The 24,834-nt window shown below is 68.3% G+C and carries 19 protein-coding genes and 1 tRNA gene; 1 reads left to right on the top strand and 19 read right to left on the bottom strand.

The features are described from left to right. Positions 1-47 precede the first annotated feature (47 nt). From ACO2RJ_RS05510 to ACO2RJ_RS05480, 7 genes are all read right to left on the bottom strand, one after another. Positions 48-848, bottom strand: a complete 801-nt coding sequence (locus ACO2RJ_RS05510) for an MBL fold metallo-hydrolase (protein ID WP_423266980.1) — start codon at positions 846-848, stop codon at positions 48-50. Beyond that, a complete protein-coding gene (locus tag ACO2RJ_RS05505; protein WP_423266979.1) occupies positions 845-1,663 on the bottom strand; it encodes a TatD family hydrolase in 819 nt (272 codons plus the stop codon). The genes ACO2RJ_RS05510 and ACO2RJ_RS05505 overlap by 4 nt, the downstream gene beginning before the upstream one ends. Continuing rightward, positions 1,660-3,222: a methionine--tRNA ligase gene (metG, locus tag ACO2RJ_RS05500; RefSeq protein WP_423266978.1), complete on the bottom strand. Its 1,563-nt coding sequence runs from the start codon at positions 3,220-3,222 to the stop codon at positions 1,660-1,662. Before metG ends, ACO2RJ_RS05505 begins: the two co-directional genes overlap by 4 nt. 29 nt (positions 3,223-3,251) lie before the next feature. Next, entirely contained in the window at positions 3,252-4,316 is a 1,065-nt protein-coding gene (locus ACO2RJ_RS05495) for a DNA polymerase III subunit delta' (RefSeq protein ID WP_423266977.1), read from the bottom strand. After that, a complete protein-coding gene (gene tmk, locus ACO2RJ_RS05490) occupies positions 4,313-4,972 on the bottom strand; it encodes a dTMP kinase (RefSeq protein ID WP_423266976.1) in 660 nt (219 codons plus the stop codon). The genes ACO2RJ_RS05495 and tmk overlap by 4 nt, the downstream gene beginning before the upstream one ends. Beyond that, on the bottom strand, positions 4,972-6,180 hold the full coding sequence (locus ACO2RJ_RS05485; protein WP_423268912.1) for a D-alanyl-D-alanine carboxypeptidase family protein: 1,209 nt from the start codon (positions 6,178-6,180) through the stop codon (positions 4,972-4,974). Before ACO2RJ_RS05485 ends, tmk begins: the two co-directional genes overlap by 1 nt. A gap of 100 nt (positions 6,181-6,280) precedes the next feature. Continuing rightward, positions 6,281-7,144: a septal ring lytic transglycosylase RlpA family protein gene (locus tag ACO2RJ_RS05480; RefSeq protein WP_423266975.1), complete on the bottom strand. Its 864-nt coding sequence runs from the start codon at positions 7,142-7,144 to the stop codon at positions 6,281-6,283. Positions 7,145-7,843: 699 nt separating this feature from the next. Here ACO2RJ_RS05480 and ACO2RJ_RS05475 point away from each other — a divergent pair. After that, positions 7,844-7,933: transfer RNA gene (locus tag ACO2RJ_RS05475), tRNA-Ser, on the top strand. A 160-nt stretch (positions 7,934-8,093) separates the two neighbouring features. On the opposite strand, the gene ACO2RJ_RS05470 is transcribed toward ACO2RJ_RS05475, so the two are convergent. The 12 genes from ACO2RJ_RS05470 to ACO2RJ_RS05415 all read right to left on the bottom strand — a co-directional run bounded on the left by ACO2RJ_RS05470 (position 8,094) and on the right by ACO2RJ_RS05415 (position 24,825). After that, positions 8,094-8,732, bottom strand: a complete 639-nt coding sequence (locus ACO2RJ_RS05470; RefSeq protein WP_423266974.1) for a calcium-binding protein — start codon at positions 8,730-8,732, stop codon at positions 8,094-8,096. 417 nt (positions 8,733-9,149) lie between these two features. Continuing rightward, positions 9,150-10,412 (bottom strand): porin, encoded by a 1,263-nt coding sequence (locus ACO2RJ_RS05465; protein WP_423266973.1) that lies wholly within the window; start codon positions 10,410-10,412, stop codon positions 9,150-9,152. Between the two features lie 278 nt (positions 10,413-10,690). Then, positions 10,691-12,427, bottom strand: a complete 1,737-nt coding sequence (locus ACO2RJ_RS05460) for a dihydroxy-acid dehydratase (RefSeq protein ID WP_423266972.1) — start codon at positions 12,425-12,427, stop codon at positions 10,691-10,693. Positions 12,428-12,505: 78 nt separating this feature from the next. Beyond that, positions 12,506-13,948, bottom strand: a complete 1,443-nt coding sequence (locus ACO2RJ_RS05455) for an NAD-dependent succinate-semialdehyde dehydrogenase (RefSeq protein ID WP_423266971.1) — start codon at positions 13,946-13,948, stop codon at positions 12,506-12,508. 168 nt (positions 13,949-14,116) lie between these two features. Then, positions 14,117-16,057, bottom strand: coding sequence for a thiamine pyrophosphate-dependent enzyme (locus ACO2RJ_RS05450; RefSeq protein WP_423266970.1), 1,941 nt, complete (start codon positions 16,055-16,057; stop codon positions 14,117-14,119). A 34-nt stretch (positions 16,058-16,091) separates the two neighbouring features. Beyond that, positions 16,092-17,501 (bottom strand): C4-dicarboxylate transporter DctA, encoded by a 1,410-nt coding sequence (gene dctA, locus ACO2RJ_RS05445; protein WP_423266968.1) that lies wholly within the window; start codon positions 17,499-17,501, stop codon positions 16,092-16,094. A gap of 43 nt (positions 17,502-17,544) precedes the next feature. After that, positions 17,545-18,558: a xanthine dehydrogenase family protein molybdopterin-binding subunit gene (locus ACO2RJ_RS05440; protein WP_423266967.1), complete on the bottom strand. Its 1,014-nt coding sequence runs from the start codon at positions 18,556-18,558 to the stop codon at positions 17,545-17,547. Next, the gene (locus ACO2RJ_RS05435; RefSeq protein ID WP_423266966.1) at positions 18,558-20,444 is read right to left on the bottom strand and encodes a molybdopterin-dependent oxidoreductase; all 1,887 of its coding nucleotides are present in this window, start codon (positions 20,442-20,444) and stop codon (positions 18,558-18,560) included. Before ACO2RJ_RS05435 ends, ACO2RJ_RS05440 begins: the two co-directional genes overlap by 1 nt. After that, positions 20,437-21,360, bottom strand: coding sequence for an FAD binding domain-containing protein (locus ACO2RJ_RS05430; RefSeq protein WP_423266965.1), 924 nt, complete (start codon positions 21,358-21,360; stop codon positions 20,437-20,439). Before ACO2RJ_RS05430 ends, ACO2RJ_RS05435 begins: the two co-directional genes overlap by 8 nt. Positions 21,361-21,440: 80 nt before the next feature. Next, entirely contained in the window at positions 21,441-22,604 is a 1,164-nt protein-coding gene (locus ACO2RJ_RS05425) for a zinc-dependent alcohol dehydrogenase (protein WP_423266964.1), read from the bottom strand. 62 nt (positions 22,605-22,666) lie between these two features. Next, the gene (locus ACO2RJ_RS05420) at positions 22,667-23,485 is read right to left on the bottom strand and encodes an IclR family transcriptional regulator (RefSeq protein WP_423266963.1); all 819 of its coding nucleotides are present in this window, start codon (positions 23,483-23,485) and stop codon (positions 22,667-22,669) included. A gap of 389 nt (positions 23,486-23,874) precedes the next feature. Then, positions 23,875-24,825, bottom strand: coding sequence for an NAD(P)H-dependent flavin oxidoreductase (locus ACO2RJ_RS05415; RefSeq protein WP_423266962.1), 951 nt, complete (start codon positions 24,823-24,825; stop codon positions 23,875-23,877). Positions 24,826-24,834 lie beyond the last annotated feature (9 nt).

Below are 24,834 nucleotides of genomic sequence, written 5' to 3'. Positions count from 1 at the left end.
ATGGGATCGTCCGCTTGGCCGGTTGACGGACCGGCGACGCCGACAGCTCAAGCCGCCTCGATCCGCATGCCGTCATAGGCCACGTCGACCTTGGCAGGCAGCCGGCGCTTCAGCGTGGCGTAGTCGAGGTCTGTGTGAAGGTTCGTCAGCACGGCGCGCTTCGGTTTCAGCCGCTCGATCCACTCGAGCGCCTCGTCGAGCGAGAAATGCGTGGGATGCGGCGTGTCCCGCAACGCGTCGACGATCCAGACGTCGAGGCCCTCCAGGGCGGGCGCGGAAGCGTCGGGAATCGCGTTGAGGTCCGGCGTGTAGGCGATGTCGTCGAAGCGGAAGCCGAGAGCGTGCGTCGTGGGGCCGTGCATCAGATCGATGGGCAGCGCCTCGACGACCCCGCCGGCGCCTTCGATCGCCACGGGAACGCCGACCTCGAGTCGGCGGTCGGTCAGGATCGGCGGATAGTCGCTGCCCGGCGGCGATGCGAACACGTAGCCGAAGCGGCTGCGCAGGACGTCGGCGGTCGCCTCGTCGGACCACGCCTCGATCTTCCGGCGCATATGGATGACGAGCGGCCGCAGATCGTCGATGCCGTGGGTGTGGTCGGCATGGTCGTGGGTGATGAGCACGCCGTCGAGCGCGGTGATCTCGGCCGACAGCAACTGGTCCCGAAGGTCGGGTCCGGTGTCCACCAGCACGCGCGTAACGCCCGACGGCGCGATCCTCTCCACGAGGATCGCGCAGCGCCGCCGCCGGTTGCGCGGTTCGGCCGGATCACATTTGCCCCAGCCGACCGCCACCCGCGGGACGCCGCCGGACGAGCCGCAGCCGAGGATGGTTACGGCGAGGCTCACGCAGCGTCCGCGGCTTTCGGACCCACAAGAGCGGATCGCGGCGTCTTGCTGAAAAGACGAAAGAAATTGTCCGTGGTCGTGCGACGCGTTTCGTCCTCGCTCCAGCCTTTGATCGCGGCCAGGACAGCCGCCGTTCGCACCGTGTGGGCGGGTTCGTTGCGCCGGCCGCGAAAAGGCTCCGGCGCGAGATAGGGCGCGTCGGTCTCCACCAGCAGCCGGTCGGCCGGCACGTCGGCCGCGATCGCGCGCAGCTCGTCGGACCGCTTGAACGTGAGGATGCCGGAGAACGACACGTAGAGCCCGAGAGCGACGCCGCGCCGCGCCAGTTCGGCGCCGGAGGAGAAGCAGTGCAGGACGGCGGGAAAGGCGCCCTTCCCCATCTCGTCCTCGAGCACGGCGATCATCCTGTCGTCCGCCGCGCGGGAATGGATGACGAGCGGAAGCCCCGTCGCCCGGGCGGCCGCCATATGCGTGCGAAAGCCCTGCTCCTGCGCTTCCGGGCTGCTGGTGTCGTAGTGGAAGTCGAGGCCGGCCTCGCCAAGGCCGACGATCTTGGGATGCGAGGCGAGCCGGATCAGTTCGTCGGCGGTGACGTCGAGTTCTTCATGGGCGTTGTGCGGATGCGTGCCGACCGTGCCGTAGACGCCGGGATAACGGTCGATCAGCGCAAGGATGCGCTCGAACTGGCGCACCCGGGTCGAGATCGTCACCATCAGCGCGACGCCCGCCGCGTGCGCCCGCTCCACGATCGCGTCACGCTCGGGCGCGAAGTCGTCGAAGTCGAGATGGCAGTGGCTGTCGACGAGCGGGGTCACGGCTGAGGCTCCGGCGCCGGCTCGACATAGCGCGGGAACACCGGCTGAGGCGCGGGCAGGGGCGTGCCGGGCTTCAGCCGCCCGCCCTCCCCGAGCGACGTGAAACCGCGCTTGGTCACGCCTGAGCCCAACAGATCGAGCAACTTGGCGGCCGCGCCCGGCATGAAGGGCTGCGTCAGCAGCGCGACCTGCCGGACCACCTCGGCGGTGACGTAGAGAACGGTCGCCATGCGTTCGGGATCCGTCTTCTTCAGCGCCCAGGGCTCCTGGCCGGCGAAGTAGCGGTTGGCGTCGGCGACGACCGCCCAGATCGCCGACAACGCGGCGTGCAGAGACAGATCCTGGAATGCGGCGTCGACCTTCGCCCGCAGCCCGTCCGCGGAGGCGAGCATGGCGGCGTCCGCCTCTGAAAAGGCGCCGGGCGAGGGCGCCCTGCCCTCGCAATTCTTGGCGATCATCGAGAGCGAGCGCTGCGCCAGATTGCCGAGGTCGTTCGCGAGGTCGGCGTTGATCCGGCCGATGATCGCGTCGTGGCTGTAGCTGCCGTCCTGGCCGAAGGGCGCCTCCCGCAGCAGGAAGTAGCGCACGGCGTCGACGCCGTAGCCGTCGGCGAGCGCGAAGGGGTCGACGACGTTGCCGACCGACTTCGACATCTTTTCCCCGCGATTGTAGAGAAAGCCGTGCGCGAACACGCGCTTGGGCAACGGGAGCCCGGCCGACATCAGGAAGGCGGGCCAGAACACCGTGTGGAAGCGGATGATGTCCTTGCCGATGATGTGGAGGTCCGCGGGCCAGTAGCGCCAGAGGTCGGAGCTCTCGTCCGGGAAGCCGGCGCCGGTGAGGTAATTCGTGAGCGCGTCGACCCAGACATACATCACATGCCTCGGATCATCCGGCACGGGCACGCCCCAGTCGAAGGTGGTGCGGCTGATCGACAGGTCCGACAGGCCGCGCTTCACGAAGGCCAGCACCTCGTTCCGTCGCGTGTCCGGACCGATGAAGCCGGGCTGCTCCTCATAGAGCCTGAGCAGCCGGTCCTGGTAGGCGGACAGGCGGAAGAAGTAGCTTTCCTCGACCACCCACTCGACTGGCGCGCCGGTCGGAGCGAGGCGCGTTCCGCCCTCTCCGACCGTCGTTTCGTTCTCGTCGAAATAGGCCTCGTCCCGGACGGAGTACCAGCCCTCGTATTTGCCGAGATAGACGTCGCCGTTCGCGGCCATGCGGCGCCACAGCTCCTGGCTCGCGGCGTAGTGGTCCTCGTCGGTCGTGCGGATGAAGCGGTCGAAGGAGATGTCGTAGCGCTCGTCCATCGCCTTGAACAAGGCGGCGTTCTTCGTCGCCCAGGCGAGCGGCGAGACGCTCTCCCGCTGGGCGGTCTGCGCCATCTTCAGACCGTGCTCGTCCGTGCCGGTCAGGAACCGCACGTCGCGCCCGGCGAGCCGGTGGTGACGCGCGATCGCGTCCGTCGCGATCGCTTCGTAGACGTGCCCGATATGCGGGACGCCGTTGGGATAGGCGATGGCGGTCGTGACGTAATAGGGCGTCTTCTGGTCCGGCATCGCGGGTTCCGGTTACGACGAAGCCGGCGTCAACGGCGCGAGAGGCCGGCGAGCTCTGTCAGCGTCTCGATGACGAAGGGCCGGCGATCGAGGTTGAACACCTCGATTTCACGGGCTGCGCGGGCGGTTTTCTCCCATAGCTCCGCCACGCGCGCAAGGCGCGGCTCCCGCACTTCGGCCCCCGCCCGGACGCGATCGTGCAGCCAGTCGCCGATCAGGGCGACGAACAGCGCGAAGCGCTCCTCCGCGCCGCGCTTCGAAAGGTCTTCGGCCAAAGCGTGCGTCGCCTTCACGTCGACGGTCGGAAGACGCTCGAGCAGATCGTGGACCTTGCGGCGGAGCGTTACGCCGTCGCCCGCCAAGAGGGACAAAGCGCGCGCCACGCTGCCCTCCGCCAGCTCCGCGGCGCCGGAGAGCGCTTCGGAATCGTGGTCCTCGGCCTCCGGCAGGGTCTGAAGCACGGCGAGCGTCTCGGCGGCGGAAAGCGGCGCCAAACGGAGCGCGCGGCAGCGCGAGCGCACGGGAGCCGGCAGCATGCGCGGCGTCGAGCTCACGAGCAGGAAGAGAGCGCGCGCCGGCGGCTCCTCCAGCACCTTGAGAAGGGCGTTCGCGGCGGCCCCGTTCATGTCGTCGGCCGTGTCGACCACGCACACCCGCCAGCCGCCCTCCCCGGCGGTGGAGCCGAAGAACGAAACCGCCCGGCGCGCGTCCTGCACGCGGATTTCAGCGCCGAGAGCCTTGCGGTCCGGGTTCCATTCACGACGCAGGACGAAGAGGTCGGGATGCGCCAGCCGCGCCGCCCGTCGCGCCGCCGGGTGCTCCTCAGGCACGAAAAGCGACGTCGCCGCCGCGACGTCCGCGCCGAGCGGTTCGGGATGGGCCAGTGCGAAGCGCGCCATGCGGTAGGCGAGCGTCGCCTTGCCGATTCCTTCGGGACCGGAGATGAGCCAGGCGTGATGCATGCGATCCGAGCGGTAGGCGGACAGCAGCGCCTGCTCGGCCTCGCCATGACCCACAAGGGTGGAGACCTCCCGCGGATGCGGGCAGCCCTCCCGGCGGTCGGCCTCGGGAAGCGCGTCGGGATCCGGCGTCATGCGCCGGGCGCCATGGCCGCCGCATCGAGGCCGAGCCTCCGCGCGACGACGGACCAGATCCGACGCTCGACCTGATCTTCGTCGCTGGTCGCGTCGATCAGTACGCAACGCTCCGGCTCCGCCCGCGCGATCGCAACGAAAGCCCGCCGCAGCCGTTCGTGGAAGCCTACGTCTTCCGCCTCGAACCGGTCGGCCGGCCCCTCCCCGCCCCGCCTTCGGGCCCGGGCGAGCCCGGTCTCGGCGGGCGCGTCGAGGATCAGAGTGAGCTCCGGACGGACGTCGGCCGCCGCCACGCGCTCGAGGTCGCGGATCGCGTCCGCGGGCGCTTCGCCGAGCGCTCCCTGATAGGCGCGGGTCGAATCGATGAAGCGGTCGCACAGCACGATCGCGCCGCGGGCGAGCGCCGGACGGATCAGCGCGTCGACGTGATCTGCGCGCGCCGACGCGATCAGGATCGTCTCGGCGAACGGCCCGAAGCGCTTGGCGGCGCCCGACAGCAATGTCTTGCGCAGGCGCTCGGCGCGCAGCGAACCGCCGGGCTCGCGCGTCGTCACGACTTCCCGTCCGGTCGCGGCGAGGCGTGCGGCCAGCCGCCGGATCTGCGTCGACTTGCCGACGCCCTCCCCGCCTTCGAAGGTGACGAAGCGCCCGGCCATCAGATCCGTTCGGCGACGGTGTCGACCAGTCCGCTCACCAGTTCGAGGGCGCCGTCGAACGCCCGCCGTCCGAGGTCGCCTTCGGCGACGTCCGCGCCCGCGACCAGGGGAGTCTCGACGGTCAGCGTGTCGCCCCGCCACACCCTCAGCGTCGCGACCTTGTCGCCTTTGGCGATGGGCGCCCGCAGCGGGCCGTCATAGGTGACGCGCGCCGCGACGCGGCTCTCGTCGCCCTTCGGCGTGAGCAGATCGATGGGCTGGATCGAGACCAGCGGCACGTAGAGCGAGGTCCCGCCGAACACGCGGGCGTCCGCCACAGGCGCGCCGGCCTCGAACAGCCGTCGCTGGGCGAAGGCGGTGAATCCCCAGTCGAGCAGCTTGCGGGCTTCCTCCGCGCGGGCCTTGGCGGTCTCGAGACCGTTGAGCACGATGATCAGCCGCCGGCCGTCGCGCAGCACCGAACCCGCCAGTCCGTAGCCGGAGTCCGCGGTGAAGCCGGTCTTGAGGCCGTCCGCGCCCGGATAGTCCGCGAGCAGCGGATTGCGGTTGCGCTGGGTGATCTTGTTCCAGGTGAATTCGGGCTCCGCGAAGATCTTGTATTCCCGGGGATAGGCCTCGATCAGGTGGGCCGCCAGGATGGCGATGTCGCGGGCCGTCATCTTCTGTTCGGGATCCGGCTGGCCGGTCGCGTTGCGGAAGGTCGAGCGCGCCAGGCCGAGTTGCTTCGCGCGGCGGTTCATCTCCTCGGCGAAGGCCGGCTCCGAGCCCGCGAGCGCGACGGCGAGCGTGATGGCCGCGTCGTTGCCGGCCTGGACGATGACGCCGCGCAGCAGGTCGGAGACCGGCACCTCGGACTTCAGCTTCGCGAACATCGTCGAACTGCCGGAGGGCGCGCCGCCGCGCCGCCAGGCGTCTTCCGTGATCTTCAGCGTGTCGCTCAGCCGGAGCTTCTCCTCGCGTAGCGCCTTGAAGACAAGCTCGAGCGTCATCAGCGTCGCCATGCTCGCGGGCGGCGCCGGCAGATCGGCCTGCTTCGCGAACAGCGTGGCGCCGGAGGCGACGTCGTAGAGAAAGGCGATCGGCGCGTCCGTCGGCGTGGCGGCCTTGGCGGGCGCGGCGGCCACGGGCTCAAGCGAAACCGCCGCGACCGCGGCGACGGCGATGAGGGATGCGAGCCGCTTTGAGGCGGCGCCGAAGAACCAGAACATCGTCACGCCACGCCTCGCCCTACGCCGCATGAGATTACGCCGACGGAGCGTCCCGCACAATCGACGCGAGGGTTCGCCCGATCGCGGTCTCGCGTCAGGGTTAGCGGAACGCGTCGAGCGTGTTCACCGCCGAAGGATCGCCGAAGCCTTCGAAGCTTGCGGCGATCCGCTGCGAGACGTCCGCGCGCGCGGACGCCGGCTCCTGCGGCGCGCTGGGAATCGTCCGCAGCGCGGGCGCGGCGCTTGCGAGCACAGGCTCGCTCGGTTCGATCACGCGTTTCGCCGGGGCCGGCCGAGGCGCGGTCGCGGCCCGTGTCACCGCGCGCGCGGCGGCGGCCGCCGGCGTGGCGATCAGCGGCTGGGGCGCGACATAGGCGACGGCGAGCGGCGCGGGATCGACGACGCCAGATGCTGCGGCCGACGGCGGGGCGGGGCGGACCGGCGGCGCCGAGGCGACCAGGATCGCCGCGGCCGGGCTCGCTCCGCCGGCGGCCTCCGCCGCCAGCGCGGCGTCGGGAACCGGCGCGAGCGCCGCGATCCGCTCGCCCTGGGGCCGCGCGGGATGGCCGAACTCCTGGTAGCTCGCGAGCAGCCTGCGGTCGTCGCTGCCGCCCGCGGGCGCCCGGCCGATATAGTCCATCTTGACGTTGCCGACGCCCGAGCCGGTGAAGCCCAGCACCTCGGCCGTGCGCTTCGAAACGTCGATCACGCGTCCGCGGTGATACGGCCCCCGGTCGTTCACCCGCACGACGATCGAGCGCCCGTTCGTCACATTGGTCACCCGGACGTAGGACGGCAGCGGAACGTTCGGATGCGCCGCGGTAAAGGCGTGCATGTCGAACGCCTCGCCGTTCGCCGTGCGCCGGCCGTGGAACGCGGCGCCGTACCAGGAGGCGAGCCCGCTCCCGAGCCGCCCTGCCCGCCGCCCGCCCTGCGCCGAGGCCACGGTCGGAGACGTCGCCACGGATTTCGCAGCTCCGCCGGCCGACGCCGCCGCGCCTTTGGGCGTCGGCAAAGGCACGGTCGATGCAGGAGATTCCGTTCCCTTCACGCGGGATTCGGTCGTCAGCGCCACGGGCGACGCGGCCGCAAGCGCGGCCTGCCCCGGGGTTGCGGCCTGGCGGCTGTCGTGAGCGGAGCAAGCGCCGAGCAGGGCGCAGGCGGCGCCGACCGCGATCGTTCGGCCGCGAATATCAGGAAACACTGAGGCGATGGAGGTCTTTGAAGAGCGGGAGAAGTCTCGCATGGAGCCGTGGAACGAGCCGTCGCGAGCCATGCGTTCAGTCCCCTTCGAAGGCGAGCGGCGCTCGCGCGGCCCCGAAAAGGGTCCGCCCGGCCGCCTGCGGCTCTCGTTCGCCGCGCCTCCGCCCCGTTGTCGTTTGACGAAACTGTCACCGTCTCGCCACGCTTACGCGACAACCAAGCGGTCAAATTAAGGCGCAAATGCGGCGTGGTAAATTTGTCTTTAATTTGAACTAAGGGCGAAGCTGCGCCTGGGAGACCGCCTCTCGCCGCTTTGGTCTCCCAGAATGAAGCGTCGTCCCCCAGAATGAAGCGTCGCGTTCCCCAGCCGGCCGGCTCGCGTGCGCCGGACCGGCGTCGCGCCGGTTGCGGCGGACTTGCACGCGGCGCTAAACATCGCGCACGGGCGAGCGCCCGACGCGGAAGGGTGGCCGAGTGGTTTAAGGCAGCGGTCTTGAAAACCGCCGTGGGGGCGACTCCACCGTGGGTTCGAATCCCACCCCTTCCGCCACGGACTTCAACGACACCTACTCTACCCTGTCCCTATCCCTGTCCGGCGCACGGCAATCCTGGGACGTGTCGCGAGCCGTGCTGAAGTCGGGACGCGACCCGGTTGCCTGAAGACGAGCGGCTTGTAAGTTCCATAGTATCCGCGTAGTTCGATTATGCCTTTAAGACGCTCCAAACAAGAAATCTTCTGCGGATAGCTCGTCCTTACCCACCCCAATTAGGCGGATAAAATTATTACTGTTGTAGCGAACTATGACATTTCCAGCCTGATCTTCATACGAGTGTGCGATGACATCGGCAAAATTATCAAAAAAGTACGGTCGTTCTAGTTTTGGATCGCCGCTACCTAGGCGGATTCTGTCTACTCCGACTTCAAAATCTGTTATTATATCTTTACCAAACTTATGATCTTCGATTCCCGTCCCTGGAGTTACTCTATAATCAAAGTAGTCTCGATCTGAACCACCCGTCAGGACATCATTTCCTTTGCCGCCATAAATAAAATCGACGCCCGATCCGCCGAAAATCCGATCTCGGCCATCTTCGCCGCGAAGAATGTCAGCTCCGCCTCCCCCGTAAATCAGGTCGTTGCCGTCGCCGCCTCGGATCGTGTCATCGCCCGCCATCCCATACAAGGTGTCTGCGGCTCCGAGCCCCTCAATGACATCACCGATCCGACTGCCCACCCAACGATTGCGCCCGTCGTCGCCGATGTAGTCCCTCGGCTCTTCGTCCGCAGCGACAGCGAAGTCCTCGGCGAGGTAAAAGCGGTCGTAATCAGTTTTAGGAAGTCGCGACATGGTCGTGCGCTCCGTGAATTGCCCACTCACGCGAAGGTTGCACGGCGTCGGACACACGGCGAGAGCTTACTCTGCACGAGAGAGTGATCGACGCGTCGGCCACCCGACCTCTGGAGGTTAGGAGATTGGTCAAGGACGGCCGCCCGCGGGGTCGAGGACCGGCGGGGTGAGCGAGATGCGCGCCATAGCGCGGCGACCGTTCAAGACGTCGAGACCGTCGTACCGCCGTGGTCCCCAGGATTTGCCGGCCGCACCGCTCGATCGTCGTTTTCAGCGGGCGAAAGGAATTCGGCGCCGTCGAGTTGTGCGTGCACACGCCGGGCAAGCTAGAGCGCTTCGTCGCATCCCGAGATGTTCATGCAGCCGGCGCGACGGGGACGACTCGCCGCCCCCGTCCACGCCGGCGCGGGACATCGATCAGAAGTCGCGCTGAACCCGGAGGCGGCCGACGAAGGCGTCGTCGTCCGACGTGCCCTTATAGGCGACCTGGGATTTCTTCATATTGTTGATGTAGGAGAGCTCGGCGCCGATATCGAGTTTCTTCACCGGCGTCCAGATCAGGTTGCCGATCAGCGCGCCCGTCCGCCAGTCGGCGTCGACGCGGCGGTAGTCCACGTCGATATAGGTGGCGTGGAGCGCCGAGCGCCACTTGGGCGACCAGTAGTGCAGCACGCCGAGATTGGCGCTGAACGCGCGCGTCTTCTCGGTCTCCCCGCCGATCAGCAGATAGTCGCGCTGCAGGTTGAAATTGGCGATGTTCTGGGTGCGCCCCGAGCCGAAGTTCTGATCGCCGACCCCGTTGTAGGACAGGCCGACGCCGTCGGTGTAGGCGGCCTGCGCCCAGAGGAAGTCGCCCTTGGCGTCCGAGGTGTTGGCGGTCGGCAGGTTGAGCTTGAAGCCGGCCTGGACGCCCCAGCCCCAGCCGTTGTCGCCGCCCCTTTCGCCGGTGATCGGGTCGGCGAAATTCTTCATCGGGTTGATCCGGGACGCCACCCCCGAGAGCTGCGCCTCGCCCCAGCCCTGCTTGACGCGCAGATTGGCGACGATGTCCGGCATGGTCTGGCCGGCGTTCGGCTGCGCGTTGGCGCTTTCGCGGTAGCGGTAGGTCTTGTCTTCGAGCGACACGCTGGCCGACACGTCGCCGAACTTCGCCGTGTAGGCCAGCGCCGGCAGCGTCCGGTCGGAGACGAACGGGATCGCGAAGGTCGGGTACGGCTTGAAGTCCCAGAACGAGTCCGTCACGCCGGCCGTGAGGCCTGCAAACTGGACATAGGCCTGGTCGAACAGGAAATCGTCGCCGTCGAGGCCGGTGGTCTGGCCGAGCGAGCCCGGCGATCCCGAGTCCTTCTGGAACTGCATGCGGACGAAGGTCCGCAACGCGCCGTATTCGGTGTCGGTGCGGGCGTCGAACCAGAGGCGCGTGCGCGTGCGGAACCCGGTCCGGCTCGCGTCGTCGTCGTCGCCGTGACGGTCGGCGACCCCGGTGAGCTCGAAGCGCACCAGGCCGCCGATCTGGAGGCAGGTGTCGGTGCCCGGAATGTAGAAGAAGCCCGCGCCGTAGGCGTCGCAAACCTTCACATATTCGACGGGCTCGGCGCCCGGCAGGTCGGCCGCCTGAGCGCCGCTCATCATCACGATGGCCGCGGCCGAGCCGAGCGCCACGCTTTTCAACAGTTTCATGCCAGTCCCCCTAACGCCCCGGATCCGCCGTCTGACGCATTGAAGCGTGACGGCTTGTCTTGCCCGGCGGCGCCTCCTCACGTCAGTCTACTGAGACGCCTCCCACACCTTCGCCCGCCGCTTCTGCCGTGGACAAGCTGTTTTCCCATGATCGTTGTGAAAATCGCATGTTTTTGTCAGATTGTTGCCGTTTTGCACGTACTTATACGTCACGTCACTCTTGAAGTTATTCAATATCGTGAAATTTCATGTATTGAAATCTAGCGCTCAGCAGTTTTTTAGACGGTCGTCTTGGTCGCGGTGGGACCCGACAAGGCTTCCGAGCGGAGAAAGTCGAAATCGCAACCGTCGTCAGCATCGAGGACGTGCCTGGCATAGAGCCGCCCATACCCTCGGGCGGGGGGCTCCACAGGGCGGCCGAGCTCCTGGCGTCGACGCGCGAGCTCCGCGTCCTCGACCAGCAGATCGATCCGACGCTCCTTCACGGACAGGCGGATACGATCGCCGTTTCGCACCAGCGCGAGTGGGCCGCCGGACGCGGCGTCGGGGGTCACGTGGAGCACGATCGTTCCGAACGCCGTGCCGCTCATCCGCGCGTCGGAGATGCGGAGCATGTCCTTGACACCCTGGGCCGCGAGCTTCTTCGGGATGGGCAGGTATCCCGCTTCCGGCATGCCCGAGGCGCTGTGCGGCCCGGCGTTCTGCAGCACCAGCGCGTCGTCGGCCGTGACGTCGAGGTCCGGATCGTCGATCCGCTCAGCGAGATCGGCGAGCGACGTGAAGACGACCGCCCTGCACTCCTTCTCGAACAACGTCTTGTCGGCCGCGGAGCGCTTCAGGATCGCGCCGCGCGGGGCGAGCGAGCCAAAGAGGGCGACGAGGCCGCCGACCGGTTCGAGCGGCTGCTCCCGCGAAGCGATCGCCGAACGGTCGACCCAGCCGTCATGCGGCGCGTCGAGCCGCTCGCGCAGCGTCTGGCCCGTGACCGTCAGGACGTCGAGCTCGAGCAGCGGCCGGAGCTCCCGCAACACGGCGCCCATCGCGCCCGCGGCGTGGAAATCCTCCATGTAATGCTGGCCCGTCGGCTTGAGGTCGACCAGCACCGGCGTCTCGTCCGACAGCTGGTTGAAGCGGTGGAGATCGATCTCAAGCCCTGCCCGTCCGGCGATCGCCGCGAGATGGATGATCGCATTGGTCGAGCCGCCGAGCGCGAGCAGGACGCGCATGGCGTTCTCGACCGCGGCCTGGGTGACGATGCGCTTCGGCGTGATGTCGGAGCCGATCAGCCGGACCGCCTGCATGCCGGTCGCCTCCGCCGCGCGCAGCCGGTCGGCGTGGACGGCGGGGATCGCGGCGGTGCCCGGCAGGGTCATGCCGAGCGCCTCGGCGAGACACGCCATGGTCGAGGCGGTGCCCATCACGGCGCAGGTTCCGGCGGTCGTCGCGAGCCGCCCCTCCACGACCTCGATCTCCTCGCGATCGATCTTTCCCGCGCGGTACTGCGCCCAAAAGCGCCGGCAGTCGGTGCAGGCGCCGAGCCGTTCGCCTCTGTGCCTCCCCGTCATCATAGGACCGCCGATCAGCTGGATGGTCGGACGATCCGCCGACACGGCGCCCATCAACTGCGCGGGCACGGTCTTGTCGCAGCCGCCCATCAGCACGACCGAGTCGATCGGCTGGGCCCGGATCATCTCCTCGGTGTCCATGGACATGAGGTTGCGGTAGCGGAGGGACGTCGGCGACAGAAACACCTCGCCGAGCGAGATCGTCGGGAACTCGAGCGGCAGCCCGCCCGCGGCCAGCACGCCGCGCTTCACGGCCTCGAGCAGCTCGGGGAAGTGCCGGTGGCAGTTGTTGAAGCCGCTCGGCGTATAGGCGATCCCGACGACCGGCCGCTTCAGCATGTCGAGCGAATAGCCCATCGACTGCGCGAAGGAGCGGCGCAGGTAGATCGAGAAGTCGCGGTCGCCATAATTGGTGAGGCCGCCGGCGATGCCGTGGGTCTGGTCGGTCATGGGCCTTCAGTCGCTGGACCCCGGAGGCGAACGCCTGCGTTCGCCTCCGGGGATTTGAGCCGGGGGTCGCGTCGATGATTACAGCCGCGTCTTCACATATTTGGGCTCGAGATAATCCTTCAGGCCGAGCGAGCCGCCCTCGCGTCCCATGCCGCTCTCCTTCACGCCGCCGAACGGGATTTCGGCGGCGGCGAGCATCATGTCGTTGACGCCGACCATTCCGACCTCCAGGGCCTCAGAAGCGCGGGCGGCGTTCTTGAGGCTCGACGTGAACACATAGCCGGCGAGCCCGAACGGCAGCGCGTTGGCGCGCGCCGTCACCTCGTCGAAATCCGAGAAGGTGGTCAGCGGCGCGACCGGGCCGAACGGCTCGTCGATCATCACGCGCGCGTCGTCCGGGGTGCGCCCGAGCACCGTGGGCTCGAAGAAATAGCCGCGGTTGAAGCCGCTCGGCTGCTGGCCGCCATTGAGCAGTTCGGCGCCCTTCTCCACCGCGTCCTTCACCAGGGCCTTGGCGTTGTCCAGCCCGCGCTGATTGGCGAGCGGGCCGAGATTGACCCCCTCCCCGTCGAATCGGCCGAGCTTCAGCTTCCTGACGGCGGCCACGAAGGTGTCGGCGAACTCGTCATACACGCGCTCGTGCACGAAGAACCGCGACGGAGAAATGCACACCTGCCCGCAGTTGCGGAATTTGGTCGCGGCCGAAGTCTCCGCCGCCGTCTTCACGTCGGCGTCGTCGAACACCAGCACCGGCGCATGGCCGCCGAGCTCCATCGAGACCTTCTTCACGCCCTCCGCGGCGAGCTTCAGGATCTGCTTGCCGACCGGCACGGAGCCGGTCAGCGAGACCTTGCGGACGACCGGCGAGCGGATCAGGTGCTCGGAAATGCGCGATGAGTCGCCCGTCACCAGATTGACGGCGCCCTCGGGGATGCCGGCGTCCGCGCAGGCCTGGACGATCGCCATCGCGGTCGCCGGCGTCTCGCCGGCGGGCTTCAGGATCACCGAACAGCCGGCCCCGAGCGCGGCGGCGACCTTGCGGGCGGGCAGCAGCGCCGGGAAGTTCCAGGCCGACAGGGCCACCACGACGCCGACCGGCTGATAGATCACCGACAGGCGCACGTCCTGTTCGCGGCCCTCGATGATCTGCCCATAGATGCGCTTGGTCTCCTCCGCGTACCACTCGAACTGGTCGGCGGTCGCGCCCCATTCGCCGCGGCTCTCGGCGAGCGGCTTGCCGGATTCGGACGACATGATCTTGGCGTAGGGTTCGACGCGCTCCCGGATCAGGTCGGCGACCTTGCGGAGCTTTGCGGCCCTCTCCCATGGCTGGACCCGGCGCCACGTGGCGAAGCCCCTCTGCGCGGCCGCGATAGCGCGGTCGAGATCCTCGGGCGTCGCGTTCGGCACGGTGCCGAGCACCTCCTCGGTGGCCGGGTCGAACACCTCCTTTACGCCGCCGCCGCCGGCTGGGCCCCAGGCGCCGCCGATATAGAGGCCGAAGTCGTCGTAGCCGTACATGTGCTGTGTCCGTTCAATTAAGGGCTGGATTAGCGCGACGCGTGCTTCGAGACGGCCCTTCGGGCCTGCTCAGCATGAGGAAAGGTGAGGATGCCGAGAGCGGACCTCTTCATGCTGAGGAGCCGCACGAAGGACGGCGTCTCGAAGCGCGCGGTTCGTCTCCCATCCTCAGATGTCCTGCTCAATCCAGGTCTTCTGGACGTCGGCGCACCAGTTGCCGACGTTCCATCGACCCCATGCGCCGAGGCCCGCGAGCTCATCTTCCCCGGCGTAGACCGGAACGTGCACGACCGAGAGACCAGGGTGCCGGCGCGCCTCTTCGAGCGCCGCCTTGAGGCCGTCGGCGTCGAAGCCGGCGAAGACGGCCTTCACGCCGGCGACCGCGCGTGCAAGCGCCACATAGTCGACGGCGACGCCGTCATTGGTCCGGAACTCGCGTCCATACTGGGCGCGCTGCAGTCCGGTGATGGCCGCCATACGGCGGTTGTCGAAGATCACCACCATCCCGTTCACGCCGTGTTCGACGGCGTCGACCAGGATCTGCGGGTTCATCATGAACGAGCCGTCGCCGGTGAAGGCGATGGTGTAGCGCGGGGTCTGGGCGAGACCGCTCGCCAGCAGGCCGCTGGTCGCGAAGCCCATGTAGGACGCGCCGGTTTCGGTGAAGGTCTCGCCGCTGCGGTCGTCTTCGACGATCTGGAATCCGTTCGCCTGCACGTCGCCGGCGTCGAACAGCTTCGCGGCGCCGATGCCCTTCGCGAAGTCGGCGACGATCTTGATCGCCGCCGGCTGCGCGAGCGCAGGCTCGGACCACACCGCGTCCGCCATCGGCGGGGCGTCGTAGCGCGCCTGCTTGTAGGCCGCCCACTCCGCCTTCTTGGCCGCGCAGGCGGCGAGCCACTCGCGCTTGGCCGGGGATGACGCCGCGTTCAGGGCCTCGAGCCGCGCGGCGAGCCGCTCGGCGATCACTCCGACGTCGCCCTGGAGCGCGATCGTGTTGTTGTAGTGGAAGGCGTCGCCCAGATCGCCGTTGATGTTCACCACCGTTTCGGCCGAGCGGTAGCCGATCCCCGAGCAATCCGCCTGACAAACCCCGCGGGAGCCCGCGACGATGACGAGTTCGGCGTTCTCCATGGCGAAGTTGCCCGAGATCGAGCCCTTCGAGCCGCCGACATGCATGTTGAGCGGATGCGCATCGGGCAGCACGCCGGAGGAGCCCGGCGAGAGCGCGACCGCGGCGCCGGCGGCCTCCGCGAGGCGCGTGATCGCGGCGTCATGGCCGCGGGTTCCGCCGCCGGCCTTGATCACGACGCGGCCCGCGGCCGCGACGGCCTGGGCCGCCTCCATCAACGCCGCGTCGTCTGCGGGCGCGACCTTCGGCGGCGCCATCCGCGCAGGCAGGGCGGCGAGGTTCAGCGTGAACTCGACCGGCTGCGTGTTGAGCGGCAGCAGCAGGAAGAACGGTCCCGCCTTGTAGGGATGGTTCACCTGGGCCGAACCGCGGCGCATCGCGTCGCGCAGTGCCTCGGGGGTGTGCAGCACGTAGGAGGCTCCCATCAGCTCGGTGATCTTGCCGAACACGCCCTGCTCGCCCTTTTGGGCCTGCTGCATGTTGGGACCTTCGCCGAAGGTCGTCTCGTCGCCATAGATGTGCCAGACGCCGACCCCGTTGGAGGAGGCTGCGAGCGACCCCGCCATGGCCTGGAGGGCGCCTGGGCCGATGGAGGTGACGACCGCGCACTGTTCGCCGTACTGCCAGGCGAGGGCCGTGGCGGCGTGCGCCATGGCGACCTCGTTGCGGCAGTTGAAGGTGCGCGTGACGCCCGCCTCTTCGTAGACCCTGAGGGCTTCGCCGAGATCGGTCGAGCCGTGCCCGAAGATCGCGAGATATTTCGTCACGCCCTGCTTCAGCAGGCCGAGGATCAGCGCTTCCGAGAGCGTGGCCTGGACGAGCTTGGGCAGGGCGCCCGCGGCGAGCGCCGGCTCGACGCCGCCGTGACGGGCGATGGCGCGCGCCCGTCCGACGATGTCGGCGGCCGCTGACGGCGCCCGCTCCTTCGCCTCGGCGGAGGCGAGGTGACGGACGATCGAGGCGGATGTCGGCGTCATGGGTGCTCTGTCTCTCGTCTTCAGGTCTCGGTCGTCACGCGGTCGCGACGTTTGCCGGCACGGGCCGCAGTTGCTCGACCGGCCGGACCGGCTGCTCATCCGCCTGCTCGCGCTCGGCCACAGCGTCGGCCTCGGGGCCCCGGGCGAGCATGTCGTTCGCCTGCGCCATGTCGACGGCGCCGACCCAGCGGCCGACCACCAGCGTCGCGATGATGTTGGAGGTCAGGTTCGTGGCCGCGCGGATCTCGGCCATGAAGCGGTCGACGCCGATCAGCAAGGTCAGTCCGGCGACCGGAAGCACGCCGATGGTCGGGATGGTCGCGGCGAGCGCGATGAAGCCGCCGCCGGTGACGCCCGCCGCGCCCTTCGAAGTGAAGAGCATGATGAACAGGATCGTCAGCTGCTGGCCAATCGACAGCTCGATGTTGGTGGCGTGCGCGATGAACAGCGTCGCCATCGTCATGTAGATCGCCGTGCCGTCCATGTTGAAGGAAAAGCCCGTCGGCATCACGAGGCCGACGACGTCCTTCTTCACGCCGAGCCGCTCGAGCTTCTGGATCGAGCGCGGGATCATGGTCTCGGCCGAGGTGGCGGCGAACACCACGAGGATCTCGTCCTTGAAGTAGGACAGCACCCGCCAGAGGCTGAAGCCTGCGAGCTTCAGGAAGCCGCCGAGCACGATCACCACGAACAGGATGCTGACGAGGTAGACCGCGAGCACCAGCTCGCCGAGGTTGAGGAGCGTGCCAAGTCCGTACTTGCCGATCGTGAACGCCATGGCGCCGAGCGCGCCGAGGGGCGCGAAGCGCATGATTATGCCGACCATCCCGAACAGGCCGGCTGACGCCTGCTCCAGCATCCCCACGAAGGGCTTCACCTTGTCGCCGAACTTGCAGAGCGCAAGGCCGAACAAGACGGCGACGAAGAGCACGGGAAGGATCTCGCCCTTCACGAAGGGCTCGACGAAGGTCGACGGGATGATGTTCACGAGGAACTCGACGAGCGTCATCGACTTCGCGCTCGTCACGTAGCCCGCCACCGCGGCGCTATCGAGCGTCGCGGGATCCGCGTTGATGCCCGCTCCGACCGTCCAGATGTTGCCCACCACCATTCCGATGACGAGCGCGATCGTGGAGGCGACCTCGAAATAGATCAGCGCCTTGAGGCCGACGCTCGCGATGCGTCGCATGTCGCCCATCGTGGCGATGCCGACGACGATCGTGAGGAAGATGATCGGCGTGACGACCACTTTGATCGCCCGGATGAAGACGTCGCCGAGCGGCTTGAGCTGCTGGGCGAACTGCGGCTCGAAATGGCCGAGCAGCGTGCCAATGATCACCGCGACGATGACCTGGACATAGAGCTTCTTCAGGAAACGGACGCCCCACCAGGTCTGGCGGTCTTGCGGATGTTTGGGCGCGTCCAGCGGCACCGCGTCGATCATGATGTTCTCCCTCCCCAGGGACGGCTCGGTTACGTCCGCCTCATCAGGCGGCCGCTTGGGCGATCTTCGTCGCCTCGTTCTTCTTGCGGATCGCCTCGATGATCTTGTCGGGCGTCGCAGGCAGACTGGTGATGCGGACGCCGATGGCGTCGTAAATCGCGTTCATCACGGCGGGTATCGTCGGCACCATTGCGGGCTCGCCGATCCCCTTCACGCCGAGCGGTCCGATCGGATCAGGGTCCTCGACGATCACGCTCGTGATCTTCGGCACGTCGAGAGCGGTCGGCAGGATGTACTTGGCGAAGCCGGGCGTCGTGGTGCGCCCCTCATGGGTCTCGTAGTGCTCCATCAGGCCCTGTCCGATGGCCTGGACGACCCCGCCCTCGATCTGGCCCTCGACGCCTTTCGGATTGACGGCGCGACCGACGTCGTGCGCGGCCCAGACCCCGAGGACCTGGACCTCGCCCGTCATCGTGTCGACCTCGACCTCGGCGACCTGACAGCCGAACACATAGGCCTGCCAGGGCCGGCCCGAGCCGTCCTCGCCGTCGAGGCCGGTGTGATGGGCGGTGAAGCTGGCGGACCCGACGGGCACGACGCCGCGCTTTTTGGAGATATCGACCGCCTCTTTCATCGTGCAACGATGGTTCGAGCCGTCGGACCAGATCTCGCCGTCGCGGCTGTCGAGCGACGCGACGGCGACGCCCCAATGGTCGGCCATCTGTTCAAACAGGCGCGCCCTCGCCTCGCGGCAGGCCAGCGCGACCGAGTTGCCGATCATGTAGGTCTGGCGGGTGGCGCCGGCATGGGCGGCTTCGGGCGCGCGCGCCGTGTCGTTGTCGCCGATGGTGACCTCCCACGGGCGGACGCCGAGCTCTTCGGCCGCGATCTGGGCGAGCACGGTGAGGATGCCCTCCCCGATCTCGGTCACGCCGGTGACGACCTTGGCCGTGCCGCCGTCGTCGAGCTCCGCCCAGGTCGCCGCCCGGTCGATGCTCGCCGTGCGGGCGATGCCGTACCAGCCGCCGGCGACGCCGCGTCCTCGCTTGAGCGCCATCACGCCACCTCGCTGAGCTTGGCCGCGGGCGACGCCCCGGTGAAGCGGGCGCCGAGACGGCACGGCGCGCGGCAGCCGTCTCCGTCGAGATCGCCGCGGGTCGTCCCGCGCGACGTCGGCGCGCCGGGCTGCCAGCCCGACGCCTTTTCGGCGCCGTCGAGACAGGCGAGCAGGCTTGCGCTCTTCAGTTCCTGCTTGGTGTGCGTCCGGTCGCCGGCCCGCATGGCGTTGAGGCGTCGGATCTCGAAGGGATCGAGTCCGAGCCGCTCGGCCGCAATGTCGAGCATCGACTCGGTCGCGAACTGCGTCTGCAGCGAGCCGAAGGAGCGGAAGGCGCCGGAGGGCGTGTTGTTGGTGTAGACGCCGTAGGTGTCGATCTTGACGTTCGGCACGGCGTAAGGGCCGCCGGCCAGGATCGCCCCCTTGCGGATCACGCCTTCCGTGGACATGCCGTAGGCGCCGCCGTCATAGACGACGCGGATTTCGCTCGCGACGATGCGGCCGTCTTTGGTCAGCCCCATGCGGTAGGAGGTGCGCGAGGGATGACGCTTCGCCGTGGTGGCGATCGATTCCTCGCGGGTGAAGACGAGCTTGACCGGGCGGCCCGACTTGATCGCGAGCAGGGCGAGCATGCCCTGATAGATCATGTCCTCCTTACCGCCGAAGCCGCCGCCGACCGGGCTCATGATGAACCGGACCTTGTTGATCGGCATCGCGAGGATCTCCGCCAGCATGTGGCGGTGATGCGTGATGTTCTGGCTCGGGCTGACCACCGTCACGACGCCGTCCGGATCGACATAGGCCAGGCCCGCCTCCGGCTCGAGATAGGCGTGCTCGACCTGCTGCGTCTCGAAGCGCTCCTCGATGACGAGGTCGGCCATGGCGAAGCCCGCCTCGACGTCGCCCTTACGGATCGGGATGTGCTTGACGAGATTGTCCGGCGCGTAGTCGTGGATGACCGGCGCGCCCTGCTGCATCGCCTCGTCCGGGTCGAACAAGCCGGGCAGTTGCTCGTACTCGACCTTGATCTTCGCGAGAGCGCGCTTGGCCGTCAGCAGGTCTTCAGCGGCGACCGCCGCGACCGCCTCGCCGACATAGCGCGTCTTGCCGCGCGCCATGATCGGCTGGTCGTGGACGAATACGCCGAAGCCGTCCTTGCCGGGCACGTCGGCGCAGGTGACGACCGCTTCGACGCCCTCCATCGCCTCGGCCTCGGAGACGTCGATCGAGACGATGCGGGCGTGCGCATGCGGCGAGCGCAGAACCTGGACCTGCAGCATGCGCGGCAGGACCATGTCGCCGGCGTATTTGAGCGCGCCCGACACCTTGGACGGCGCGTCGAGACGGCGGACGTTTGCGCCGATGTAGCGGCCGTCCTCGGCCGCCTCCTCGTCGAGTGCGCTTTCCGGCAGACGCCCGTTCATGACGTCGCGGGCGAGGCCGACGGCGTCGAAAATCTTCTGGTAGCCGGTGCAGCGGCAGATGTTGCCGCCGAGGCGCTCCTTGACCTCCTCGTCGCCGACGAAGGGGTTCTCCCGGATCGCGGAGGTCGCGGCCATCACCATGCCGGGGATGCAGTAGCCGCACTGGCTGGAGCCGGCCTTGTGGAAGGCCTTCTGCATGATCGACAGCGCGCCGGTGCGTCCGAGGCCTTCGATGGTCTCGATCGTCGCGCCGTCCGCCTTGCCGACCGGCACGAGGCACGACTTCACCAGCCGGCCGTCGACGAACATCGAGCACGCGCCGCATTCACCGGCGCCGCAGCCGTCCTTGGTGCCGGTGAGCTCCAGCTCCTCGCGGACGAAGTCGAGCAGGCGCTGGTGCGGCTGCGCGAGCCGCTTGATCTTGCGACCGTTGACGGTCGCTGCGATGACGAGCTCAGGCATGCTGGTACATCTCCAGTTCGGCCTCGACAGCGTCGAAGTCCGCGCCGGCTTCGCGGGCCGCTCCGGCGAGCGCCCGCGAGACGAAGCCGCGCAGCACCTCTCGCCGGTAGGCCACCCGCGAGCGGGATTGGACCAGGCCGACGCACAGCCGCGCCGCCTCGTCGATCGTCGCCGCTTCGATCTTCGCGCCGCGCAGCAGCGCCTCGACATCGGCGAGCCGCAGCGCCTTCGGTCCCACCCCGCCGACGGCGAGGCGGACGTCGTCAAACTCCGTAGCGTCGGCGTTGAGCGAGACCAGAGCGGAGACGCAGGCGACGGCGATCACCAGCGAGCGACGGTGGCCGACCTTCTCGAACGCGCCGCCATAGCCGGGGAGCGCGTCGCACTCGACGGCGACGATCAACTCATCCTGAACGAGCTGGTTGCCGCCGGGACCGGTGATGAAATCCGCGAGCTTCATGCGGCGGCGGACGGTCTCGCCGTCCCTTCGCGAGGCGAGCTCGACGTCGGCGTCGAGCGCCAGCAAAGGCGGCGTTCCGTCGGCGGCGGGCGAGGCGTTCGCCAGATTGCCGCCGAGGGTGGCGCATTCGCGGATCTGGTCGTCGGCGAACCAGATCGCGCAATGGCGCATGTTCGGCATGGCCGCCGTCAGATCGGCGCGGTCGAGGAAGCGCTGGAACGGCGTGGCCGCGCCGAGCCTCACGCGACTCGCCCCGACCGAGACCTCGTTCAGCTCGGCGACTTTCGAAATGTCGATCAGATACGGCACGTGCACGTCGCCGGCCCGACCCTCGCGCGCCCAGGGCAGGATGTCGGTCGCGCCCGCGACGATGCGCTGACGGCCGGAGTGGCGCGTCATCAGCTCAAGCGCGTCGTCGAGCGTCGTCGGGACGATATAGTCGTCGCACGTCAGCACGGATTTCTCCTGCCATTTGCGTCGTTGGGAGCGGGGTCGCCCCGGCTGGCTGGCGGCGCCCGGAGGCGCCGCCTTCGGGGTCACTCGGCCGCGATGCGGGCCGCCTCCGCGCCACGCGTTTTCACCACCACCTTGATCGCGTCCTCGATCCGCTCGCGCGCGTATTTCAGCGCCGTCGGCAGGTCTTCGAGCGGGAAGGTGTGGGTGTGGATCTTGGTGGCGTCGAACCGCTTCTGGGCCATGAACGCCTCGGCGCGGTGCGTCGCGCTCTTGCCCTCGCCGCGGATGCCGTAGAGGTAGATGTTGTTGCGCACGAGATAGGCGACGTCGATCGGCGTCGGCTCATGGGGGAACGCCGCGAGGCAGATCTTGCCGCCGCGGTTCAGCATCCTGGCCGCTTCGTTGATGGCGTCGGGAGCGCCCGAGCACTCGATCACATAGTCTAGCCCCTTGCCGCCGGTCAGCTCGCGGACTTTGCCGACGACGTCGGTTTCGGTCCGGACGTTGATGACGTGATCGGCGCCGAGCTCGAGGCCCATCTGCAGGCGGTTGTCGCGCGTGCCGGTCAGGATCACGGGCTGTGCGCCGAGCGCCTTGGCGACGGCGACGCCGAGCAGGCCGATCGGCCCCGGTCCGAGCACCGCGACGCTTTCGCCGGCGACGAGTCCGCCGAGCTCGGTCAGGCCGTACATCGCGGTGCCGGCGGTGACGACGAGCGTCGCCTCTTCGTCCGACATCGCGTCGGAGACCGGCACCAGGGTGTTGACGCTGTTGATCGCGTATTCCGCGAAGCCGCCGTCGGTCGTGAAGCCGTTGGCGCGGTGGCCCTTGTCGCGCTCGCCGTAGTTCAGGCCGTAATTGTGGCAGGCGGTGTACATGCCCTCGCGGCAGCGCTTGCACTGCCCGCACCCGGCGTGGATCTCGACCGTGACCCGTTGGCCGATCTCATACTCGTCGACGCCCGGTCCGAGCGCGACGACCGTCCCCATATATTCGTGGCCGGGGGTGAAGTTCTTGTTGAACGGCAAGCCGCCTTGGATCTGGGCGGGCGGACCCTTGTGGATGATTTCGAGATCGGTCGCGCAGATCGCGACGGCGTCGATCCGGACCAGCACCTCGGCCTTCTTCGGCGTCGGCACGGGCTTGTCGGCGAGCGTCAGCTGATCGGGATCGCCGAGCACCCACGCCTTCATGCTGTCCGGGATCGGATAGTTCGGATCGGTCTTCACGCCCTGTGCGCGCATGGTCGTCTCCTCAATGTGTCCTCGCGGGCCCGTTCGCCGAGCCTCTCGAATGGTGTGCGGCCTCAGGCCGCCGAGTAGCCGAGCTCCTCCGAAAGCTGTCGGGTCGCGCCGATCACCTCTGCGCGCATCAGCGCGAGGTGATCCTCGGTGGCGCGCATCGTCGGAGTGGAGGCGCTGATCGAGCCGACGACGGCGCCCGTGAAGTCGCGGATCGGCGCGCCGACGCAGACCACGAAGGGCTGGAACTCCTCCCGGTCCATCGCGAAGCCGTCGCGGCGCACCGTCTCGAGTTCGGCGGCCAAGGCCTCGAACGTCGTGATGGTGCCGTTCGTGAACGCCCTCAGACCTCGGTGTTCGACGATCCGGCGCATCTCGCTCTCGGGCAGCGCGGCGAGGATCGCCTTGCCCGTCGCCGTCGCATGAGCGGCGTCGCTCTTGCCGAGATTGCCTGCGTCGACGCGGACGGCGTGGCGCGCGTCGCGCTTGGCGATGGTCGTCAGCTCGCCTGACTGGAGCACCGCGAGATGGACGGTCTCGCCCGTCGCGGCGTTGATGCGTTCGAGATAGGGAGCGGCGCGCTGCGAGAGGTCGACGTGCTTGAGCGACGCCTGCCCGAGCGACAGCATTCTCGACCCCGGCCGGTACCGCCGGCCCGGCGCCTTCGCGACATAGCCGCGCTGAACGAGCGTGGCCAGCAGGTGATGGCAGGTGGAGGCGTTGAGCCGCGCCTGGACCGCGAGCTCGTTCAGCCCGACGTCCTGGTTCGACTCCGCGATCAGCTCGAGCAGCGTCAACGCGCGCTCCACCGACTGGATCGTCGGCGGCTTCAGCGGCGACGTCAGAGGAGGCGTCGCCTGGGCGTGATCGATGTCGTCGAGCAAGAAGCGTCTCCTTGAGCGCTTCCAGTATGAAACCCGACGGACAATTGCGTCAACGAAATTTCACGCTGCCGATTGTTATTTCATATCATGAAATTTATGGCCAATCCACGAGCAGCCTCATCATCCGCAGAACTGCGGATTGCCAGACCGTCACAAAGCGGTAACCATTTCCCCGGGAATGGAGCATGGACATGCATGAAGCGAGGGGGCCCATCGGCCGCTTCGCGGCCGATGACGACGTGACTCAGCCTCTGCGATCGGCTCTCGCCTACGCGGTCGTTCTGCTGGGTTTCGCTGTTACGGCCGCGACTCCGCCGATGGCGATTTATCTTATCGTGCGCGACGGGTTCGTCTGACCGCCGCGCGCTGTGATCGCATGGCCGCTTCGGTCACGCCGCGAGCGCGGCCTTCGCGGCGGCGTAGTCGCGCGCCAGGCGGGCGATCAATTCGCCGGCGGGAGGCGCGTCGGCGATGGCGCCGAGCCCCTGCCCCGCCCCCCAGACGTCGCGCCAGGCTTTCGCCGCGGCACCGAAATCCATCTTCGACTTCTCGGCGCCCGGCAGCGAATCCGGATCGAGGCCGGCGGCCGCGATCGACGGTTTCAGGTAATTGCCAGCCACTCCCGTGAACAGCGAGGAGTAGACGATGTCGCTCGCCGCCCCGTCGATCAGCATGGCCTTGTAGCGCGGGTCCGCATTGGCCTCCGCCGTGGCGATGAAGCGCGTGCCGACATAAGCGAGATCCGCGCCCATCGCCTGAGCGGCGAACACCGCCCGGCCGGTCGCGATCGCGCCTGAGAGGATGATCGGCCCGTCATAGATTGCGCGCACCTCCTGAACCAGAGCGAACGGGCTGAGCGTTCCGGCATGGCCTCCCGCCCCCGCGCAGACCAGGATCAGCCCGTCGACGCCGGCTTCGATCGCCTTCTCGGCGTGCCGCACCGAGATCACGTCATGGAGCACGATCCCGCCCCAGTCATGCGCGGCCTTGACCACTTCGTTGGGCGGACGAAGCGAGGTGATCACGATCGGCGCGCGGCGCTTCGCGCAGGTCGCCATGTCCTCCGCCAGCCGGCTGTTGGAGGCGTGCACGATCTGGTTGACCGCATAGGGCGCGACGGGCTGGTCCGGATTGGCGTCCGCGAAATCCGCCAGTTCGGTCTCGATCCGCGTCAGCCAGTCGTCCAGCGCCGCCGCCGGCCGCGCGTTCAGCGCGGGAAACGACCCGACAACCCCGGCCTTGCACTGTGCGATGACGAGGTCCGGTCCCGAGACGATGAACATCGGCGCGCCGATCACCGGCAGGGCGAGACGGCCTTCAAGACATGGGGGAAGGGGCATCGACCCGTC

The organism is Hansschlegelia sp. KR7-227 (assembly GCF_049446035.1).
GTDB lineage: Bacteria > Pseudomonadota > Alphaproteobacteria > Rhizobiales > Methylopilaceae > Methylopila.
This window is presented reverse-complemented; position numbering and strand designations above follow the sequence as displayed.

Excerpts from the sequence above, each read along its gene's own strand:
- metG (WP_423266978.1), bottom strand. The coding sequence starts at position 3,222 with ATGCCGGACCAGAAGACGCCCTATTACGTCACGACCGCCATCGCCTAT.
- ACO2RJ_RS05495 (WP_423266977.1), bottom strand. The coding sequence starts at position 4,316 with ATGACGCCGGATCCCGACGCGCTTCCCGAGGCCGACCGCCGGGAGGGC.
- tmk (WP_423266976.1), bottom strand. The coding sequence starts at position 4,972 with ATGGCCGGGCGCTTCGTCACCTTCGAAGGCGGGGAGGGCGTCGGCAAG.
- ACO2RJ_RS05485 (WP_423268912.1), bottom strand. The coding sequence starts at position 6,180 with ATGTTCTGGTTCTTCGGCGCCGCCTCAAAGCGGCTCGCATCCCTCATC.
- ACO2RJ_RS05470 (WP_423266974.1), bottom strand. The coding sequence starts at position 8,732 with ATGTCGCGACTTCCTAAAACTGATTACGACCGCTTTTACCTCGCCGAG.
- ACO2RJ_RS05465 (WP_423266973.1), bottom strand. The coding sequence starts at position 10,412 with ATGAAACTGTTGAAAAGCGTGGCGCTCGGCTCGGCCGCGGCCATCGTG.
- ACO2RJ_RS05460 (WP_423266972.1), bottom strand. The coding sequence starts at position 12,427 with ATGACCGACCAGACCCACGGCATCGCCGGCGGCCTCACCAATTATGGC.
- ACO2RJ_RS05455 (WP_423266971.1), bottom strand. The coding sequence starts at position 13,948 with ATGTACGGCTACGACGACTTCGGCCTCTATATCGGCGGCGCCTGGGGC.
- ACO2RJ_RS05450 (WP_423266970.1), bottom strand. The coding sequence starts at position 16,057 with ATGACGCCGACATCCGCCTCGATCGTCCGTCACCTCGCCTCCGCCGAG.
- dctA (WP_423266968.1), bottom strand. The coding sequence starts at position 17,501 with ATGATCGACGCGGTGCCGCTGGACGCGCCCAAACATCCGCAAGACCGC.
- ACO2RJ_RS05440 (WP_423266967.1), bottom strand. The coding sequence starts at position 18,558 with ATGGCGCTCAAGCGAGGACGCGGCGTCGCCGGCGGCTGGTACGGCATC.
- ACO2RJ_RS05435 (WP_423266966.1), bottom strand. The coding sequence starts at position 20,444 with ATGCCTGAGCTCGTCATCGCAGCGACCGTCAACGGTCGCAAGATCAAG.
- ACO2RJ_RS05425 (WP_423266964.1), bottom strand. The coding sequence starts at position 22,604 with ATGCGCGCACAGGGCGTGAAGACCGATCCGAACTATCCGATCCCGGAC.
- ACO2RJ_RS05415 (WP_423266962.1), bottom strand. The coding sequence starts at position 24,825 with ATGCCCCTTCCCCCATGTCTTGAAGGCCGTCTCGCCCTGCCGGTGATC.